The organism is Chryseobacterium sp. ISL-6, from assembly GCF_018613715.1.
Classification (GTDB): Bacteria; Bacteroidota; Bacteroidia; order Flavobacteriales; family Weeksellaceae; genus Chryseobacterium; species Chryseobacterium paludis.
Map to the genome: position 1 here is coordinate 684267 of NZ_JAGGPT010000001.1, position 21053 is coordinate 705319.

Annotated in this window: 14 protein-coding genes; 5 read left to right on the forward strand and 9 right to left on the reverse strand. The window is 34.0% G+C overall.

Annotated elements, in window-relative coordinates; translation table 11 throughout:
* Nucleotides 1–57: 57 nt before the first annotated feature.
* From J7E44_RS03230 to J7E44_RS03245, 4 genes are read right to left on the reverse strand one after another with little or no spacing between them, the layout of a single operon-like run.
* Nucleotides 58–2280, reverse strand: coding sequence for a glycoside hydrolase family 3 N-terminal domain-containing protein (locus tag J7E44_RS03230; RefSeq protein ID WP_214825560.1), 2223 nt, complete (start codon nt 2278–2280; stop codon nt 58–60).
* Nucleotides 2281–2286: 6 nt separating this feature from the next.
* Entirely contained in the window at nt 2287–3717 is a 1431-nt protein-coding gene (locus tag J7E44_RS03235) for a glycoside hydrolase family 30 protein (protein WP_214825562.1), read from the reverse strand.
* A gap of 2 nt (nt 3718–3719) precedes the next feature.
* Nucleotides 3720–5255 carry a RagB/SusD family nutrient uptake outer membrane protein gene (locus J7E44_RS03240; RefSeq protein WP_214825564.1) on the reverse strand — a complete coding sequence of 512 codons (1536 nt, stop codon included), beginning with the start codon at nt 5253–5255 and terminating at the stop codon, nt 3720–3722.
* 11 nt (nt 5256–5266) lie between these two features.
* Entirely contained in the window at nt 5267–8179 is a 2913-nt protein-coding gene (locus J7E44_RS03245; RefSeq protein ID WP_214825566.1) for a SusC/RagA family TonB-linked outer membrane protein, read from the reverse strand.
* 177 nt (nt 8180–8356) lie between these two features.
* Between J7E44_RS03245 and J7E44_RS03250 the strand changes: the two genes are divergently transcribed.
* From J7E44_RS03250 to J7E44_RS03265, 4 genes are all read left to right on the forward strand, one after another.
* Complete coding sequence (locus tag J7E44_RS03250) at nt 8357–9547, forward strand: MFS transporter (protein ID WP_214825568.1); 1191 nt, start codon at nt 8357–8359, stop codon at nt 9545–9547.
* A gap of 22 nt (nt 9548–9569) precedes the next feature.
* Nucleotides 9570–10364 carry an NUDIX hydrolase gene (locus J7E44_RS03255; RefSeq protein WP_214825570.1) on the forward strand — a complete coding sequence of 265 codons (795 nt, stop codon included), beginning with the start codon at nt 9570–9572 and terminating at the stop codon, nt 10362–10364.
* A 159-nt stretch (nt 10365–10523) separates the two neighbouring features.
* Nucleotides 10524–11702, forward strand: a complete 1179-nt coding sequence (locus tag J7E44_RS03260) for an acyl-CoA dehydrogenase family protein (protein WP_214825573.1) — start codon at nt 10524–10526, stop codon at nt 11700–11702.
* 161 nt (nt 11703–11863) lie between these two features.
* Nucleotides 11864–13813: a T9SS type A sorting domain-containing protein gene (locus J7E44_RS03265; RefSeq protein ID WP_214825575.1), complete on the forward strand. Its 1950-nt coding sequence runs from the start codon at nt 11864–11866 to the stop codon at nt 13811–13813.
* Nucleotides 13814–13959: 146 nt separating this feature from the next.
* On the opposite strand, the gene J7E44_RS03270 is transcribed toward J7E44_RS03265, so the two are convergent.
* The 5 genes from J7E44_RS03270 to J7E44_RS03290 form a co-directional block, all read right to left on the reverse strand.
* The gene (locus J7E44_RS03270; RefSeq protein WP_214825577.1) at nt 13960–16659 is read right to left on the reverse strand and encodes a PD-(D/E)XK nuclease family protein; all 2700 of its coding nucleotides are present in this window, start codon (nt 16657–16659) and stop codon (nt 13960–13962) included.
* Nucleotides 16656–17189: a DUF922 domain-containing protein gene (locus J7E44_RS03275; RefSeq protein ID WP_214825579.1), complete on the reverse strand. Its 534-nt coding sequence runs from the start codon at nt 17187–17189 to the stop codon at nt 16656–16658. Before J7E44_RS03275 ends, J7E44_RS03270 begins: the two co-directional genes overlap by 4 nt.
* Complete coding sequence (locus J7E44_RS03280) at nt 17189–17593, reverse strand: hypothetical protein (protein WP_214825581.1); 405 nt, start codon at nt 17591–17593, stop codon at nt 17189–17191. Before J7E44_RS03280 ends, J7E44_RS03275 begins: the two co-directional genes overlap by 1 nt.
* A 63-nt stretch (nt 17594–17656) precedes the next feature.
* Entirely contained in the window at nt 17657–18292 is a 636-nt protein-coding gene (gene rsmG, locus J7E44_RS03285; protein WP_214825584.1) for a 16S rRNA (guanine(527)-N(7))-methyltransferase RsmG, read from the reverse strand.
* A gap of 97 nt (nt 18293–18389) precedes the next feature.
* On the reverse strand, nt 18390–19727 hold the full coding sequence (locus J7E44_RS03290) for a M28 family metallopeptidase (protein ID WP_214825586.1): 1338 nt from the start codon (nt 19725–19727) through the stop codon (nt 18390–18392).
* 126 nt (nt 19728–19853) lie between these two features.
* On the opposite strand from J7E44_RS03290, the gene J7E44_RS03295 reads away from it, so the two are divergent.
* Complete coding sequence (locus tag J7E44_RS03295) at nt 19854–21047, forward strand: pyridoxal phosphate-dependent aminotransferase (protein ID WP_214825588.1); 1194 nt, start codon at nt 19854–19856, stop codon at nt 21045–21047.
* The last annotated feature ends 6 nt before the right edge of the window (nt 21048–21053 follow it).

Below are 21053 nucleotides of genomic sequence, written 5' to 3' on the forward strand. Positions count from 1 at the left end.
ACCGGCAATTATTCCGTTTTATTAAAAGCGGGTTAAAACCCGCTCCTCTTGATCTAATTACTTAATCCAATTAATTTTTTTTGTCTGAACATCCTGAGAATTGGTTCCTACCATAATTTCAAACTCTCCACCTTCCCAATCATAATTTAATTGGTCATCATAGAATTTCAAATTTTCTGGAGTTAGTGTAAAGTTTACTGTTTTAGTTTCTCCTTTTTTCAGAAGTATTTTTTGGAAACCTTTTAATTCTTTTACAGGTCTTACCACTTTTCCGAATAAGTCTCTGATATATAACTGCACTACTTCTTCACCGTCATAATTTCCGTTGTTAGAAACATTCACTTTAATATTTAAAGCTTGATTTCCTTTTAGACTTGTTGAGCTTAGCGTCATATCAGAATATTTAAACTGAGTATAACTTAATCCATATCCAAAAGGAAATTTAGGATCGTTATCTAGATCGATATAAGCAGAAACATAACTTCGTTCTTTATTCGTTTTTGCGGGTCTTCCTGTATTATAATGATTATAGTAAACAGGAATCTGACCTTCGGTTCTTGGAAAAGTCATGGGAAGTTTACCTCCCGGATTTACAGTTCCAAAAAGAACATCAGCTATTGAGTTTCCTGCTTCCGTTCCTAGCCACCAAGTATACAGAATCGCAGGAATATTATCCGCTGCCCAATCAAAGACGAGAGGTCTGCCCGCGTTGATCATCAATACAATAGGTTTTCCGGTTTTTGCAATTTCTTTTAACAGTTCTTCCTGAGCACCAGAAAAATGGATATTACTCCGGCTTTTCGCTTCCCCACTCATTGCATGTCCTTCCCCTAAAGTCATAATAACAACATCAGCTTTCTTTGCCGTTTCTACTGCTTCAGCAAACATTGATTTATCCTGATCATCAGCATTACAACCTTTAGCATATAATAAAGTTGAATTTTTATCCAACTGATTCTTAATTCCGTCAAACTGAGAAATGATCCTTTGGTTGTCATCTTTAAAAGCAACAGACCAGAATCCATGATTGGCTACCGTTTCTTTTCCAAAAGGTCCTATTAAAGCTACTGTCTTCGTAGATTTTGAAAGTGGTAAAATATCATTTTGATTTTTTAAAAGAACAATACTTTTTGACCCGAATTCCCTTCCGAATTTTCTGTTCTCCAAGTTATTGGTCTGCTCTTTTTCTCTTTTCTCATTACTGAATCTATAAGGATCATCAAATAATCCCATTTCAAACTTTTTGATTAAAATTCGTCTTGCCGCATCGTCAATGAATTTTGGATCTACTTTTCCTTCTTTAACCAGTTTTGGAAGTTCCGTCATATAAACGTGACTTTCCATATCCATATCACTTCCTGCCAAAATAGCTTTTTCAGCGGCTTCCGCTTTATCTTTCGTATAACCATGGTTAACCATTTCACCAATGCTTCCCCAATCTGAAACCACAAAACCATTGTAGTTCCACTTTCCTTTTAACAAGTCTCTAAGAATGTATTTATTAGCAGTCGCGGGAACCCCATTAATATCATTAAAAGAATTCATGAATGTTGCAACGCCTGCTTCTGCCGCAGCTTTGAAAGGAGGTAAATAGGTTTCATTCAGTTGTCTGAGGCTCATATCTACAGAATTATAGTCTCTTCCACCTACTGCTGCGCCATACGCCGCAAAATGTTTCGCACAAGCCATTATTGCATCGAGGTTTCCAAGACCTTTTCCCTGGAATCCTTTAATCCTTGCCAAACCGATCAGTGTTCCTAAGTAAGTATCTTCACCAGAGCCTTCCATTACTCTCCCCCATCTTGGATCCCTGGCAATATCTACCATTGGAGCAAAAGTCCAGTGAATTCCATATGCTGAAGCTTCCGTAGCAGCTATTCTTTCAGATTTTTCAATTAATGCTAAATCCCAGCTTGCTGCCTGTCCAAGATTAACAGGAAAGGTGGTTCGGTATCCGTGAATAACATCCTGTCCAAATAATAACGGTATTTTTAATCTTGATTCTAAAGCTAATTTTTGAAAAGATTTTGTTTCTTCTACGCCAGCTACATTTAGCATAGAGCCCACTTTACCTTTTTTTATTTCTTCAAGAACGGTTGCTGAATTGGAATTCTGGGGTCCTGTAGCATATGCAAAGCCACTGTATTGCATCAATTGTCCCACTTTTTCTTCCAATGTCATTTTAGACAAAAGATCAGAAACTTTTTGATCAATTGTCTTTTGTCCGTATGTATTCAATCCAAATGCTGCAAATGCTAATAAGAAATAAGCTTTTTTCATAATTAATTAGAAAATATAGGTTGCTACAGAATTTCCTGATATACTTACAGGAGCTGTTTTCTGGTTATACTTAAGAGTAAAGACCTCTTCCGTTTTACTGTTGTTCTGTACTATTAAAACAGTTTTTCCCTTTGGAGTTTTAAAAGCTACAGAAGATAGATTGTTTGTTTGAGAAGAACCAATTCGCTGCGAGTTAGCAGGAATAAATTTTGCTGCATGTGCAACAATATAATAAGAAACATTTCTGGTGAAATTTTCCTTGTCAGAAATAGTAATCGCTCCTTTGCACTCCGTACAACCACCATCAGTATGAGGTTTATACTGTGGATCATTAGCCAAATTCCATTCTAAAGCTATTTTACTCCAATTTCTCATGGAACCAATGATCACATTTTTAGTATGCCAATTAAGATCTTCATTAAAGTTGCTTTTAGCTCCTGTCCACTGCTCTGTAAAATAAAGATTTTTATTTGGATACGCATTATGAACGGTACTTAATGCAGAAATGTCTCCTTCATATAAATGAAATGCAGAACCATCAACATATTTATAAGCTTCAGGATCGCTTAAAATATTGGTAGCATATTCTGGTTTGTTACAATTGTGATCATATACGACAATTTTAGTTTTAATCTCATTAGATTGGAAAACCGGACCTAAATGATTTTTAATAAAATCTTTTTGCTGATCAGAGGTCATATACAAACTTGGATTATTTCCCGGATGCAGCGGTTCATTCTGAGGTGTAATAGCATCAATATTAATACCCTCTTTTTTCATTCCCTGAATATATTTCACAAAATAATTCGCATATACCCCGTAATATTCAGGTTTTAGACTTCCTCCTTTTGACTTTCCATTATCTTTCATCCAAACCGGAGCAGACCATGGAGCAGAAATAATCTTAATCTTCGGATTGATCGCTAAAATCTCTTTTAACATAGCAATCAGATCTTTATCTCTTGCTAAACTGAAATGTTCCAGTGAAATATCTGTTTTTCCTTCAGGTAGGTCATCATAAGAGAATACCTCGCCATCAAGATCAGAGGCTCCTACACTTAATCTAAGGTAGCTGACAGAAATTGAGTTTGTATTATTTCCAAAAAGTTCATTTAATAAAGCTTTTCTTTTTGCTTCTGAAAGTCTATTAATTACTTCCACACTTCCCCCTGTCAATGTATATCCGAAACCATCAATATATTGAAACTTTTGAGTATCGTCAATTTCAATATTCTGACCGTTATCAGGATTGTTCGTAAAATTGATTGAAGGTTGCTGCTGTAATTTTATGCTCTCATCACCTTTGGTAAGCCATACCTGAACTTCGTTCCTATTATTTGCTGAACTCGACTTACACGCTGATAAAGATAAAAGTACCACACCACAAAGTGGTGCGATACTTCTAAAAAAGAAACTATATAAACTGTGAAACTTCATTTTTAATAGCCAGGGTTTTGTTTTAAAGCAGTATTTACTAATTCGTTGAAAGGAATTGGTAAAATTTCATTCTTACCTGCTACAAATCCTCTTGCCCCTAATTTAGCCGGAGCATCGCCCCATCTTACCAGGTCAAACCATCTGTGACCTTCTCCTGCCAATTCTCTTCTTCTTTCATCTTTAATCGCCTGCATAGAAACCGGAACTGAACCTAATCCTACTCTCGATCTTACCGCATCCAGTAATGCCTGAGCTCTTGCTCCCGCACCACCTAGTGCTTCTGCTTCCATCAAGTAAGTATCAGCCAATCTTATAGCAATATAGTTTTGACGGAAGTTTAATTCAGTAGGACCTGGCAAATTACTTTTATCTGCATTTCTTGGTGCATATTTGTTTAAGAAATATCCAGTGTCTTTAAAGCCTGGAGAATAAGTAATCTTACCTTCTTGTTTTAATTTTTTACAATTAAGTACTGTAGCGTCTAAACGAGGATCTCCCTGCATGAAATTAAAAAGATCATCCGTCATTGGATTAAAGCCCCAACTTGCATAAATATCGGGCGCGTCATTATTAGGTACTGTCGTACGGCCATAAGATATAATACCAAGCATCACATTAATTGAATTTCCTTCATCTTTTCCGGAACCCCAAAATGGCCAATCCGCATTACTTTTATTAGTATGCATTACTTCAAGAATGGACTCTGTGGTAAATTTATTATCTACTTTCCACAGATCTGCAAAGTTACTAACTAACTTATAACCATACTGGCTGGTTTGCCCTGGTGTACCGTTCACCATTTCAAACTGAGCAGCAGCTTCGGTATTCTTTTTATCATATAGATAAATCTTTCCTAAAATAGCATGAGCAGTACCTTGCGTAATTCTTCCTTTTTCAGATGCTCCAGAAGCTACCATCATAAGATCTGGAAGTGCAGAAACAATATCACCTTCTATTTGGGTATATACTTTTGCCGGATCTTCTTGTGGAATATTGTAATAATCATCTGTAGCTAAAACAGGCTTTAAAATAAGCGGAATATTTTTGAACATTTTTAACAATTCAAAATAATACAGTGACCTTAAAACTTTAGCTTCAGCAATAAATCTCTTTCTTGTCTGTTCATTCATATTTGCATTAGGGATTCTTTCTAATAGAAGATTTGCACTTGCAATTCCCTGATAGTAATTTTTCCAGTAACTAGCAGGCATGATAATCGGATTAATGGTATAATTCGAGAACCCCTGGATTCCTGCACCATCTGAAGAATTTCCACCTCCTGAATAGAAATCATCAGAAGCACCATTAAAGAAGGTTACCATATTTTCAAATCCTCCAGAATATTTTCTCAACATATCGTATGTTGCTACCAATCCTGTAAAAGACTGTTCTTCATTTTGAAAGTAATTACTTGCATCAAAAGTACCTGTATTCTTTACATTCTCAAGATCACCTTTATCACAAGATACAGCTCCAAAACTAATACCTGCTAATAATAAAACAGATAAACTTTTATATATTAATCTTTTATTTTTCATTTTTTCTTTAATTAAAATTGAACATTAGCACCGAAAAGGAAAGTTCTTGCTTGGGGATAGAAAGCTCTGTCTATACCAAAAGTATCTGCTCCTGCAATTTCAGGATCATAACCAGTATATTTTGTAAAAGTAACTAAGTTCTCTGCTGTAACATAAAATCTTACTTTGCTTGCTCCTATAGTTTCAGAAATATTTTTTGGAAGTGTATAGCCTACCTGTACCAATTTTATACGTAAATAGTCTCCTTTTTGAAGATAGTAATCAGACATTCTGGTATAATTCTGATTAAGATCATCTCTTGTAACCCTTGCTACAGTATTTGATGTCCCTTCACCAGTCCAACGGTCTAAAATAGAAGTCTGGTAATTCGCTTCCTGAATATCCAATCTTCTTAGCCCCTGGAAAATTTTATTTCCTGCCTGTCCCTGTGCGAATACCATCAAATCAAAGTTTTTGTAATTCATGTTCAATGTTAAACCAAATGTATATTTTGGTACTGAATTCCCTAAATTCACAAAATCCTTCTCATCAATTTTCCCATCACCATTAGCATCTAATCGTTTAAAATCTCCAGGTTTAGCATTGGGTTGAATTAGCCCTCCATTTGTATTTCTATATGCATCAATTTCAGCTTGATTCTGGAAAATTCCCATATTTTGGAAACCATAAAAAGAGCCATATGATTCACCAACTTGCAATCTCGATACGGTACCCAAAGTTTGGTAAGAAGCAAAATTCACATATGGTTTATTACCTTCTAATCTTGTAATTTCATTTTTTAAATAAGCAACATTACCATTTGCAGAAAACCCAAAGTCACCCCAATTCTTTTTATAACCTAGACTTATTTCAATTCCATCATTGTTCATATCTCCAATATTTCTCCACGGGTTATTAATCAATCCTAAATAACCAGGAACTTCGACTTGTCTTAAGATATCTGTACTTTTCTTTCTATAAACATCAACACTTAAATCAAAGTTCTTGAGAATCTTAAGGTCTGCGGCGATATTGAACTGTGATGTTCTTTCCCATTTAAGATCGGGATTTTCTAGTGTGCTTGGTGCATATCCAACACGGATTATATTATCTCCAAAAGTATAATTACTCCCTGCAGTTAAAAAGTTGGCAAACTGAAATTCTGTAATACCATCATTTCCTAATACACCATATCCACCTCTTAACTTAACGCTGCTTATAATATTATTTTGCGGCCAGAAACTTTCATTTGAAACATTCCAACCCAAAGACATTGCTGGAAAGTTTCCCCAATGGTTATTACTTCCAAATTTGGAAGAACCATCTCTACGAATTGTTCCTGTAAATAAGTATCGGTTATCATAATCGTATACTACTCTGGCAAAGTAAGAAGCTTTGTGAGTTTGTTTTCCATCCCATGCATCGCCTTTTTTATTTTCCGGAGAAATATCGAAATTAAAAGATGCATCTTCCCAGTTATTAACTGGTAAGTTTGTAAATGTAGTACTTTGGCCTGAAGAAATATTATACTCATAGTACCCCTGTCCTAATAAAACATTTAGGTTATGCAGTCCAAACTTATTTTGATAAGTAGCGGTATTTTCAGTACTCCATTCAAATTTTTTATCAGTTTGTCTGAATAAACTATTAAAATCATTTTTATTTGCTGTACTCAAATAATTAGTAGGAGTAAAGGCCTGATTTCCCCAGTAGGAAAGCTTTCCGTTTATACTAGATTTAAAACTGATATTTTTATTAATTTTCAATTCAGCAAATACATTTGCTATAAGATCATCTGACCATTTATATCTACCCAACTGAACTTGTCTGAAAGCCAGTGGATTTGTCATTTCTTTACTTACAAAACGTGAAAGTCCATAGGGATTCCCATTTGGATCTCTTACATAATTAGGGTTATTAATATAATCATTTGCATTAGGTTGATTAGCAATACCATTGGTTACTATAACAGGGGTCAATGGATCCAGATTGATAGCAGAACTTAACGGGCCTCCGAATTCTCCGTTATCAGTAACCCCTTGAGATTTTGTATGCGTATAAGCAAAAGTTTGTCCTACCGTTAAGAAATCAAATACTTTATGTGTTGAATTTAATCTGGCATTAACTCTTTTATAATTAGAAATGTCTCTCAATACAATACCCTGTTGATCATAATATCCGAAAGAAGCATAATAAGTAGACTTATCACTTCCCCCATTGATGCTGAATTCATGAGATTGACGTTGTGCACTATTGAAAATTTGTTTTTGCCAATCCGTACCTACTCCATAAGATGCAGGATTTCCCAATACTGGTGTTTTACCTTCATTGGTATATGCCTCATTCATAATTGTAGCGTACTCCGATCCATTTAAAAGATCAAGCTTTTTTGCGGCACTTCCAACTCCAAAGAAACCATTGTATGAAAGATTTAACCTTCCTTTCGTCCCTTTTTTAGTCGTAATCAAAATAACACCTTTTGCTGCAGAAACTCCATAAATTGCTGCCGAAGCACCATCTTTAAGAATCTCCATTCCTTCAATGTCAGACTGATTCAACCAACCAATGTTATCAACTACGATTCCATCGACTACCCATAAAGGATCATTACTTCCGGCACCAAAACTGGTAATACCACGCACCCTCACAGTAGCTGCAGTCCCAGGTTGCCCCGAATTTGATATTACACTGATACCAGCAGCTCGACCCTGCATAATTTGCTCAGGCCTTCCCGCAGTAGGAGAATTTTCAATATCAGATGCCTTGATGCTTGATATTGCTCCAGTCACATTACTCTTTTTCTGAGTACCATAACCAATCATTACCACTTCCTCAATTTTTTGTTCTTTTGGAAGAGTATCATTGGCTGTTTTTTGGGCACTGAAATTAGCTGTAAAATAAAGTACAGCAACCATTCCCAAACCTCTTGATATTCTAATATTCATATACAGTTAGTTTTTTAATTCTCATTTTGAGACAATAAAAATATATTTTTTTTTAAATAGTTAACATTATATTAATAAATATTTTAATATTTCTTTTATTTTTGGGGGTTGAAAGCCCTTTTTTTTGACTAAAATTTCATAAAAACTCATAAAAAATTAATAAAATCAATCCCCAAAATGTCGAGTAAGCTTCGTAATATTTCACTTCCATTAAAACTGACCTTCTTAATTTTTTCCATGGTTCTAAACTGCATGGGCATTGTAATATTGCAACTTTCGGAGGCAAATATCACCTATGAAAAACTCGGACTTTTAGAATCTTTCAAAGATTTACCTATTGCATTTATTTCTCTTTTTGCTGTTAATTTTATTGGTCGGATTGGGACAAAAAAGGCATTAATTTTTGCATTAATAATTGTTGGGATTTGTTCATCTATCCTCCCTTTTGTAAAAGTATTTTGGTTTTATAAGCTTTGGTTTGCTATTATTGGGACTTGTTTCGCTATAGGGAAAATATGCGTTTTCGGAATTATCCGGAATAATATATCAGATGAAAAATCCCTTACCAAGACCATGAGTAATGTAGAAGCCTCTTTTATGATTGGAATTTTTGTGGTCAATACCATTTTCGGATGGTTAATTTCCAGTAAATACTCAGAATATTGGAAATTTGGATTTATTGCAATTTCAGTTCTTTCTTTAATTACAATATTCCTGTTTTCAAGATTGGAAATAGCTGAACCCAAAAAGACTGATCAAAAGAAAGATCTTCTTTCAGATTTGTCGGGATTTGTCAATCCATCAATTATCATATTTCTGGCTGTTGTTTTTTCCATTGTGTTTGTTGAACAGAGTTTCAATTCCTGGTTACCATCATTTTATAAAAACCATTTAAAAGTTAACTCCTTTTTCGCCTTGCAGGCTTCATCTTTCTTAGCCCTTTTTTCATATGTAGGAAGAACGATAACAGCCCACATTATTCATAGGTTTCCACTTTCAAAATATTATGTATACTGCTTATTGGCTATTATTCTCGTATTAGGTATTATTCTGGGAATCCAATATTTTGAATCGGAGGATTCAAAAGCCATTTTATTTTTATTCCCGATCATTGGTTTCTTCTTGTCACCACTCTATCCGGTTATTAATTCCAAGATGATTGTACAGATTGATAAAGAAAAAACAAACCTTTTTACCTCCCTGATCGTTATTTTTTCGTCGTTGGGAAGTTCAGTAAGTTCAATTATTATCTCACTACTATTTGAAAATCAATTACTAAGATATTACCCATTATACATCTTATTTATTGTAACTGTCCTTTTTTCAATAAGTTTAATTTATTTTAAGCTTATTAAAAAAACATATTGAAAATAATTTTATTTTTACTCCCATGGAAATCAAGGATTCAAAAAACAAAGAAACACTTCAGGAACTTATAGACACCAAAGACTTTGTAGCCCATCTTTCAGTGGACTGCACGATATTTGGTTTTCACAATAATATACTGAAGGTTTTATTATTAAAATACCATGATTTAGATCTTTGGTCACTTCCCGGGGGATTTGTCTTTAATGATGAAGACCTTAGAGAAGCTGCTGCGCGTGTCCTGTATGAAAGAACACACCTTAAAGATATTTTCCTTAAACAATTTCATACATTTGGAAGAATAGACCGTACAGAAAACAATGTACATCAGATATTACTTAAAAACAAAGGAATAGAAGTTCCTAAAAACCACTGGATCTTTCAGCGATTTGTGACGGTAGGCTATTGCAGCCTTATTGATTTTTCTATTGCAAATACTTTTCCCGATGCTTTCAATGAAACCTGTGAGTGGTTTGAAGTGAATAATCTGCCAAAAACAGCTTTTGATCATGATAAAGTTATAGAAACCGGATTAGAGTATCTTCGAATGAATATTAATACGGAAGTAGCTGCCAGTAATTTACTTCCTATAAAATTCACGATGAAGGATCTGCAATCCTTATATGAAACAATTTTAGGTCAGAAATTCAGAAGAAATAATTTTCAGCGAAAAATTTTAAGCTTAAATATCCTCGAAAGACTGGAAAAGTTGTATGATGGATCTGCGAACAAAGCGCCTTACCTCTATAAATTCAAAAATAAAATTCATAATTCGGCGAATCATTACCCAATATCCAATGAGGAGGAAGAAGAACTGTAATACCAAATCCTCATAAAGTGATCTTTATATTATATCCATAAAAAGATAGCTTAATTCTCCATATCAGCTTTATACATCAAAAAAAATATTATTTAAAAAGGCAGGCAAAAAAATTTTTCTGAAATCACGAAAAGTGCTATTTTTAGGAAAATTATAAAAATGTCATATTATCCTCTTACAAGTATTCCTGACTATTACGGAATTGATGCCTTACTTACCGAAGAACACAAGCTAATTCGCCAATCTGTAAGAGATTGGGTTGAAAGTTTTGTAATGCCTCAAATAGATCATGCTGCACAAAATCATACGGATTTACCTGGTTTAATGAAAGAATTAGGGAAAATCGGAGCTCTTGGTCCTTATATTCCGGTAGAATATGGTGGTTCAGGATTGGATCAGATCTCTTATGGTCTTATTATGCAGGAACTGGAAAGAGGAGATTCTGCTGTACGTTCTGCAGCTTCTGTACAAAGTTCTTTGGTTATGTTTCCTATTAATGAATTCGGATCTGAGGAGCAAAAAAAGAAATATCTTCCGCAATTAGCTTCCGGAGAAATGATCGGATCTTTTGGATTAACGGAGCCTAACCATGGTTCTGATCCAAGCTCTATGGAGACTTATTTTAAAGACATGGGCGATCATTATCTTTTAAATGGTGCAAAAATGTGGATCACAAATTCTCCTTTATGTGATATTGCTGTTGTTTGGGGAAAAAATGAAGAAGGAAAAATACAAGGACTGATTGTTGAAAGGGGAATGGAAGGGTTTACCACTCCTGAAACTCATAACAAATGGAGCTTAAGAGCTTCTAAAACAGGAGAATTGGTATTTAATAATGTAAAAGTTCCAAAAGAGAATCTTCTTCCGGGAGTTACTGGATTGAAAGGACCTCTTTCTTGCCTTAATTCTGCCAGATACGGAATTTCGTGGGGAGTAATTGGAGCTGCTATTGATTGTTACTGTACTGCTGTTCAATACTCTAAAGAAAGAAAGCAGTTTGGAAATCCAATTGGTTCTTATCAGTTGCAACAGAAAAAATTAGCAGAATTTTTAACTGAAATTACCAAAGCTCAGTTGCTTTGTCTTCAGCTAGGAAGTCTTAAAAATGATCATAAAGCTACTCCGGCTCAAATTTCAATGGCAAAAAGAAACAATGTAAAAATGGCAATTGATATTGCAAGAGAATCCCGCCAGATCCTTGGTGGAATGGGAATCATGGGTGAATTCCCGATGATGAGACATGCCGCTAATCTAGAATCTGTAATTACGTATGAAGGAACACATGATGTTCATTTGTTAATTACAGGTATGGATATTACTGGTATCAACGCATTCTAATCCATAAGCAGATAAATATACAAAGCGTCTGGTCAGTTGACCAGACGCTTTTATTTTGCGTTAAATCAATAGAGTACTATTCATTGAATAATTATTAATATCTCAATAGAGTGAATTTAATATTAAAAAATTCTATCTTAACTCCACAAAAAATTACCATTATGAAAAAAATTACTCTTTTTTTACTTGGCCTCTCTGCGCCTTTTTACTTTTCCCAGCAGGCAGGAGATGTTGTAAATTTTGAGCAAAAGCTCGATTTAACTCCGCAAGGTGTTATCAATTTCATATCTAACAATCTGGGAGACCAGAATACTCCTGATTTTGTTAATTATCTAAATGGCTTTAATGTTGGTATAAAAGCATATAAGATAACGTATTATACTAAAAATGAAAATAATGCACTGGTTAAAGCAACAGGGCTTATTATGTATCCTAATGTCAATTACAAACTGTCAACGGTAGTTTCTGATCATGGAACAACAGACAGCAGAAGTAATGTTCCCTCTAATTTAAAAGGTGTCTTATATGCCGGGTTTGTTGTTGAATTATCCTATGTATTGAACGGCTATATCCTGATGGCACCTGATTATGTGGGGATGGGTGGTGGCGATGGAGTTCATCCTTATGTACACTACCCTACAGAATCTGGCGCAACTATCGATTTTATTACTGCCGCTAACACAGTTATCGCACAGTTAGGGATAAAAAGATATGATGAATACTTTTTAACAGGTTATTCCCAAGGTGCTCACGCAGCCATGTCCACACTCAAAAAATTAAATATTTCCAATCCCACACAATTGAAATTCAAATATGCTTACATGGGTGATGGTCCATATGATTTTTCAGGAGTTACCCTTCAAAAAGGTGTTTTGGAAAAAGACGTTTATCCATTTACTTCTTTCCTTGCCAATGTAATCAATACCTGTAACAATACAGGTTACAAAACGTACAACAATAATATTTCAGAGGTTATTTCTGCAGAGTATATGGATAAATACAATTATCATGTTCTACAGGATAATGGCGGATTACTATGGGGACCTCTTATCTGGAGAAAGCTTTTGACCAATAATTTTATTAGCGATGTAACCAATAATACCAGTAATAAACTCAGACTTTGTTTAAAATCAAATGATGTGTATGATTGGTACAATAAGACCCCAATGACATTGGGTCATTCCACAGTAGATCTGGCTATTCCACCGGAAAACACTTCGAAAACGATTGATGTACAAAGGGGATATTATCCATGGTGGAATTTAGATAAATTCAAGCTACAATCTTTTTACTGGGGGCCTCTTGGGCATATTGGTGGTATAGTTCCTTTTGTTTTAGCATCTAATGCTAAATTTAATACCCTGCGAAGCGGTGGTTTACTGAATGAATGGGCAATGTTGACCTCAAAACAATCCACAAACGAACCACCTAAAATTAATTCTCTTTATTCATCTCAAATAAAACCAAGCCTGGGTTCTATGCAACTCGTTGAAATAAAAGATTTTAATAAAGAAGATACAGCCACCAGGTCAGTAGCCAGTAACAATTTGAGTTCTTTAAAAGATGGTGTTTATTTGTTGAAAGTTTCACAGAATAATGAAAACAAGCTTATTCCCTATATTAAAAACACCCCAACTCTTATTGCAGAAAATGAGATTATTGCTTCAGAAAACAACAATATTTTAAGCTTAAAAGTTAATCAGGATGAATTGTTATCCATCAATATATTTGATGAAAATAAAAATCTGGTTAAAACTATATCACAAAAGGAATATATAAAAGAAGGTGGAATTAATTTAAATAACATTGGAAACCAAACCCAAACATTTGAAATCGTTACTGAATTTTATAATCTACAGTTTAATAGAAGTATTGAAATTAATAATGGTTCAGAGAACAACGTAAATATATTTACTCAAAACAACCAGGTTAAAGTGAAGTCAAAGGATAATATTAAAACTATAGATATCTATTCCATTTCCGGAGCTTTGATACAAAAACAAGAAATCAACGCTTCTAATTTTGAATCTAAACCTTTAGAATCAGGAATTTATGTAACACAAGTCATACTAAGCGATGGAAAAATAATTAATAAAAAAGTAAAATTATAACAATAACTTTCTTCATATCAATTATATTAATTGGAAGGTTGTCTTATAGCAAGGACAACCTTTTTTATGATAGCTTCAAGAGTTTCAGCCACCAATACTAAAGTTATAAAATTTCTACTACGTACGAGATGGCTTACCCATAATTATTAGCTTACAAAAGACTTAATGTTTTCAATAAAACTAATATCTGGATCTAAAATTTCAAGGATAAGGCTTCGAACAGACTGCATTGCTTCATCAATACTTCCTTTTTCAAACTGAAGAGAAACAACACCTTTTTTAGCTTCTGCAAAACTCCAGATTCCAGTTTCCACGGGAAGCCCCCAGAATTCCGGAAGACTTTGAATAACGTATTGATAGATACAAAGCTGAAGTGCCTGTTTCCTATCACTATTATGGAAATATCCATCTACATTATCAGCGTCTATTTTTACAACAAGATTCTTTATTTTTGCCGTTTTGTAATCAATGATTCTTACTGTACCATTCAGACGGTCTATGCGGTCTATAAAACCAAAAAAAGAGATCCTGTCTTTAGCAGCTTCGTCAAGATAAAAATCAACATTTTCAAACCTCCTTTCAATGGCAATAATCTCCAGTTTATTTCCTCTTTTTACAAGATCAAGATCATGATTTAAAATATTTTCAATTACCTTTTTCGCAATTGCCCGATGAATAAAATTCATCCCTTTCTCATAAAACTCCGGCTGATGTTTTAGCTTTTCAATAGCAACATTAATATAGTAATCTATTGCTTTAATTGAATTCTTTAAATCATTTTCCTTTAAAACTTTACCTTTTAATACTTCATATACTTCTTGAAGTGAATAATGAACAAGATTTCCATAATTTTTCACAGATAATTCCTCTTCAATTTCATCTGCTTCAGACGTATTTAAAATCTTTGATAAGTAAAAATCAATGGGATTATAAAGATAGCTCGTAAGGTGTGAAGCTGAAACTTTTTCTTTCCATTTTTCAAGTCTTTCCAGAACAATATCAGTCTTGAAAATTTCAATAGGTTGTGTTATAATAGGCTCAGAAGAATTCTCGATAATCAGGTGTTCAATAGTATGAGAACTCTCCATTTCTATCTGGGTAATAAATCTACTTTTCTCACCGCTGTTTACGCCTGAACTTAAAGCGTTAAAAAGCAGATGAACATTCTGGGAATCCTGGATCAATCGATAGAAATGGTACGCATAAATACTGTCATTGTCCAGAAAAGTATGTAAATCGAAGAATTTCCTTATATCAAAAGGAATATAGGTATTTTGTGAGTTTCCTAATGGCAGCTTCCCTTCATTTACGGATAACAGGATCACATTTTCAAAGTTTAAAAGCCTGGTTTCCAAAAGTCCCATAATTTGCAATCCCCTCAATGGCTCACCCTGAAAGTCAATACTCTCAGAATTAATATGCTGATTGATAAGAATTTCCAGAGTTTCCATCTTGATCTCAAAATCATAGGGAGTAACCTGATTTTTAATAATCTTAAAAGCACTTTCAAAATGCGAGATATTTTCGTACTGAATATCATCTATTTCCAGCCACTTGATCTGCTGACAGAACGCGATAAGCATATCGAGGTAGATGCTTGTAGAGTCAGCTTTTTGAAGCAGATGAAAATAAGACAGATCATTTAAAAGTTCATAAAGCAACTTTTTGGATATATAAACAATATTACGCTCTTCTATTTTAGACTTAAATCGATTGATAACCTCTTGATCTTCAGCTGACTTCGGAAGTTCTTCGAGGATAGGAAATAAATCTCTGTAATAGTAAGAAGATTTATTCTTTTCTAATTGCTTCTGCAGATAAAATAATTGTTTTATGGCATTTGAAAAAGATAAATTCTTCAGAGGAAAACCCATCGTAATATTTAGATTATCAATCCCATGCATTACATCTAAACTTGCAGGAAGCAAATTTTCATCCAATAAAACGAGTGCTGTATTTGAATAGGTTTTATTATCTATTTCATTAAAGATTTCAGGCAATATTTTAGTTTGAGTTACATTCCCGGAAACCTCGTATACTTTTATATTTTTTGGTTGATTGAAATCATCTTCAATCCACTGTAAGGCGCGACTATCATTAAACTCCTTCCATAATTTATGATTTCTGAGAAATTTTCCCGCCTCTTGCCTTTCATCATCAAAATAATAATGATCAGCCTGAAAAAAACACTGTCCTTTATTCCACTGCAGCAAGCCTCTAACTAATTTTTCTTCTACGGGTGTAAAGGCATTGAATCCACAAAAAACAAACTGTTCAGAGGTAGCTTTAGCGAAATCAATTATTTTTGCTTTAGCCGTTTCATGAATCATTCCTGAGGTAGCCCAATTTTTTTCCTGTAATTTCTTTTTTAATACCGGAAGGAAAATATTCATATTTCTCCAGAAGTTCAGAAATTTCTTTCTTGGAACATCATCATCTTCACCTAAATTCTGGGCCCAGTCTTTAATCCTCTCTTCATCAAACATGTATTGCAAAACGATTTCATCGCTTTCAGAAAACTTTAAAATATCATCCCAATCTTTTTGTAAAGTAGGAAACCATTTCAGGAAATCCGAAAAACTATCGTTGGGAATCAGATTAAGGCTTTTGTATACATCAAATGCAAATAACCATAGAGAGATCCCCTGAATTGGCTGTTTATCAGCTATTTTATCAATAAGTTCTTCAATGGTAAAAAAGTTAGGCAGAAACCCTGAATAATTATTTTCTTCAAGAATTTGTCTGATGAAAACAATAGGCCGTTTACCGGGAATAACAATATTAAATACCGATAAATCTGTATTTTGAGCTAAGAGTTCGTGAATAATTTTATTGAGAAATTTCAAGACTTTTTATAGCTATTTAGGTTTTCTAATGCTTCAGATATAATGGTATTATATTGAGCCTGTTTTTCTTTATCCATCCCATTTTGTGTATCTCTGTCATAAGCCATCTGGAAGTCTCTATATTCATTTAAAATCCGGGAATAAATAGCTTTAAATTTTTTATCGAAATCACTGGAAGTTTTAATATTTTCCAATACTTCTTTTCGAAGCTTTCTGGCATAAATTTCAGCAATATCAAAGTGCTTTTGCTCATGGAGCAGCACATAGTCACTAATCCTCTTTACATCCTTCCATGACTTATCCTTATTAAAAATAGTCAAAATTTCAATTTTCACTGGGGATGAAGGATTAGAGGATGTTATAACAGAATATTCCCATCCACAATGGGTATAGGCTACTACATCTTTATTATTTTTCCTGTTTACAGAACTTTTAAAATCATTCCATGTTAGTTTTTGGTCTTCTTTCCATATTATTTTCTGACTAAATAACTGAATGGAGACCAAAAGACAAATGACGCTCCATCTCATTATTCTACTACAATTGTTTTTGTAATCCAACTATTGGTACCTGTCCAGAATTTAAAAGTATATGTTCCCGTCTGCTGTGGATTAAAATTAATCTGATTCATGCCTTGATGTGTAGACTGTGCACAAGCGGCATCAGTACGAAATTTATATGCAGTCACAGTTCTGGTTAAATTATCGTTATGTATGTAGTCGTAGCCATAAAAACCTTCACATTGCGAAAGGTAGGAAGAATAGGTTTTAATATGCTGAATATCAAAAACATTCATAGTATCATTAGTAATTCTTACACTATCTATTTTTACTTTATCAACAGATTGTATTGTTTCATAATCATCATCATTACAAGAAGTAAGTACTACTCCTAATATTATTGCAGAAAACCCAATATTTAAAAGTCTTTTCATAACACAATAGAATTTCGATTATTAACAAATAATTAGCAAAAACTATTCCTTAATTAAGATAAATTAAGAATTAAAATTACCTTTTGATACATAAACCACTTTTTTAGTATCAAAAAACTCTCCTTCGAAATAATTTTTAAGATTAAAGATTTCAGATTTAATGCCACCCAGCTCTTCAGCCAGATCTCCACCTTTTAAATATAAAACTCCATTATGTTTGGCATTAAACTGCTCTTTTTCAAATTTCCCTTTTAACCATTTTAAAAATTCCGGCATTTGTGTTACTGCTCTACTCACCACAAAATGGAATTTTTCTTTAAGCTTCTCAGCTCTTCCATGAATGGCAGTTACGTTTTTCAATCCCACCCCTTCTGCAACAGCATTCACAACACTTATCTTTTTTCCTATAGAATCAATTAAAGTAAATTGTGATTCCGGAAATAAAATAGCTAAAGGAATTCCTGGAAAACCACCACCTGTTCCAATATCTAAAACTCTGGTTCCTGGTGTAAATTCCATTACTTTAGCAATTCCCAATGAGTGTAGAATATGCTTTTCGTACAAAGATTCCATATCTTTTCTGGAAATTACATTAATCTTTTCATTCCATTCTGTATAGAGATTTTCTAACTGAGTGAACTGTTGTATCTGATTTTCTGTAAGATCGGGAAAGTATTTTAATAGTAACGATATAGACATAAGAATTATTATAATTTGCAAAAATAAGTTTATTTAACATTGTATTCAAATTAAGTCGCTCAAATCAGGGTTTTAATTTAAACAATCACAACTCTGATCATCTGGCAATAACTGGAATAACAGGGATACTTAAATTTCCAGTTTGGTTAACTGCCTGTACTGCAAAAATATAATTATCCTTTGACAATGGAACTTTAATAGAAAGATCCTTGGTAAATATTTTTTTCTGCCACGCCGGACTATCCGTTTCTCTTATAAGCACATAATATCCAATTGGGAGCCCAGATTTTGGCTTTTTCCAATGCAATGTGGTAGAATTTGTAAGCTCTTTAACCTCTATTTCCACATTCTCGGGCTTTGCCGTAGATTTAGCGAGACTGGCCAACACCGCAATATTTGCAGCTACATTCTTTTTCAGGTAGTTATAATCAATAAATTCAGGAAGGTCACCATATTGTTTTCCATTTTCCATTCTTACATCCTGATGCTGATGATCATAGTTCTCATAATATTCAGTCAGCCTTACGGAAGGAAATCCATAATTAACAAAACTTGAATGATCTCCGCCACGCAAAAATCTATCATTTCTATAGATCAATTTAACCTCAAGTTTCTTTACATATTTTTCTGCAGTTTCTTTAATGTATCTGGCTAATTGCCTGGATTCACCGTCATTTTCCAACCCTAAGTTTCTTATTCCCATTGCCTTTTTATCTAAATCTAAATAAGGCAAACCTTCACTAAACACGCGCAAGGTGTTATTATTGATCTCATTGGTCTCTCCAGCCTTAGCATTTCCTATCATGTCATTATTTAATACAGCCTCGATCTGCATGTTTTCATTCTTAGCTCTTTCTGCTAATAGTTTAGACCCGAGTAAAGACTGCTCTTCTCCGGAAAAAGCAACAAAAATAACAGATGCCGGAAATTTGGATCTGCTCAAAATCCTTGCGGCTTCTATTACCGCACTTACTCCACTGCCATCATCATTTGCCCCGGGAGCAAATGATGTTCTATTCATAACATCCGTAACCCGTGAATCCAGATGTCCTGAAATCAAAAAGATTCTTTTATCATTAGAATCTGTTCCTTTTAAATAAGCAATAGGATTACCAAGATTCGTTATTTGATCTACCCGTTTTCCGTCTGGCTGAATGTCCTGCTGTTGTAAATACACATCCATTCTTCCTTCAGAATTTTTCGCATAGTCTGTGAATTTACCAAGAACCCAATTCCTCGCTGCTCCTATTCCTTTATTCTGATCATCAATGGCGCTTAGTGTATGTCTCGTATTAAAACCGACAAGTTTGTTGATATAACTTTTTAGAGAATCCGAGCTCACCTCAGAAACGTATTTTTTTATTTCACTATCTTTTGAACTAACCTGTGAAAAAATAACAGATGGAGCCAACATTAAAAAAAGAAAATATTTCATAATCAAAAATCTTTTAAGCCGATCAATCCAAATATACTAAATCTCTTTTTTGAATGCAGTTTTTTATTTCACACCTCAGTCACATTAAGTTTTTATTATATATTTGTTACAATAGAAAAAGACTACATGGACAAACTTTCAGATAGAGTAAAAAGATTAGGTTACTCCCAAACTTTCGTAATGTCTAATAAGGCCAGAGAAATGAAAGCCAACGGAATAGACGTTATCAGTTTAACTCTCGGCGAACCGGATTTTGATGTTCCCGACAACATAAAACAAGCGGCATTCGACGCTATTAATCAAAATTTCAGTCACTACTCTCCCGTTCCCGGCTTTTTGGAACTTCGTGAAGCGATTGCTTACAAATTAAAGAGAGATAACAATATAGAATACAAGCCTACCCAAATTTGTGTTTCCAATGGTGCAAAACAAGCTATTTTAAATGTTTTGGCAGCTATTATCAATGATGGAGATGAAGTTATTCTTCCAACGCCATACTGGGTAAGCTATGATGAAATGGTAAAAATGATGGGTGGAAATTCTGTGATGGTATCCACTTCGTATGTCACTGATTTTAAAATCACTGCTGAACAATTAGAAGAGGCCATTACTGATAAAACCAAGGCTATCCTATTCAGCTCACCTTGTAATCCTTCTGGAGGTTATTACACTTATGACGAACTGAAATCTTTAGCGCAGGTTATTGCAAAATATCCACAGGTTACAGTAATTTCTGATGAGATCTATGAGTTCATCAATTATGAAACTAAAACAGCATCTATTGCTCAGTTTCCTGAGATATATGAACAAACTGCCGTGATCAATGGTATGTCAAAAGCTTTTGCAATGACAGGCTGGAGAATCGGATATTCTGCATGCCCGGAATGGCTTGCAAAAGCTTGTGAAAAAGTTCAGGGACAGATGACCAGTGGAGCTAATACAATGGCACAAAGAGCCTCTATAACAGCATTAAAAACCGACCCTTCAGAATACAGATACATGATCGATGCTTTCAAAAAAAGAAGGGATCTTGTGTATGGTCTAATTACTGAAATTCCGGGATTCAAAGTTCTTTTACCAAAAGCAGCGTTTTATTTCTTTCCTGATATCTCCCATTATATTGGTAAAACCTTAGATGGAAATGAAATCAAAGATGCCGATGATTTTGCGATGTTCATTTTAGAAAATGCCCATGTAGGTTGTGTAGGTGGTGTTTCATTCGGAAGTCCGGAATGCATCAGATTCTCGTATGCTGCATCAGAAGATGATTTAAGGGAAGCGATGAGAAGGATTAAAGAGTTATTACAGAAATTTAACTAATAAACA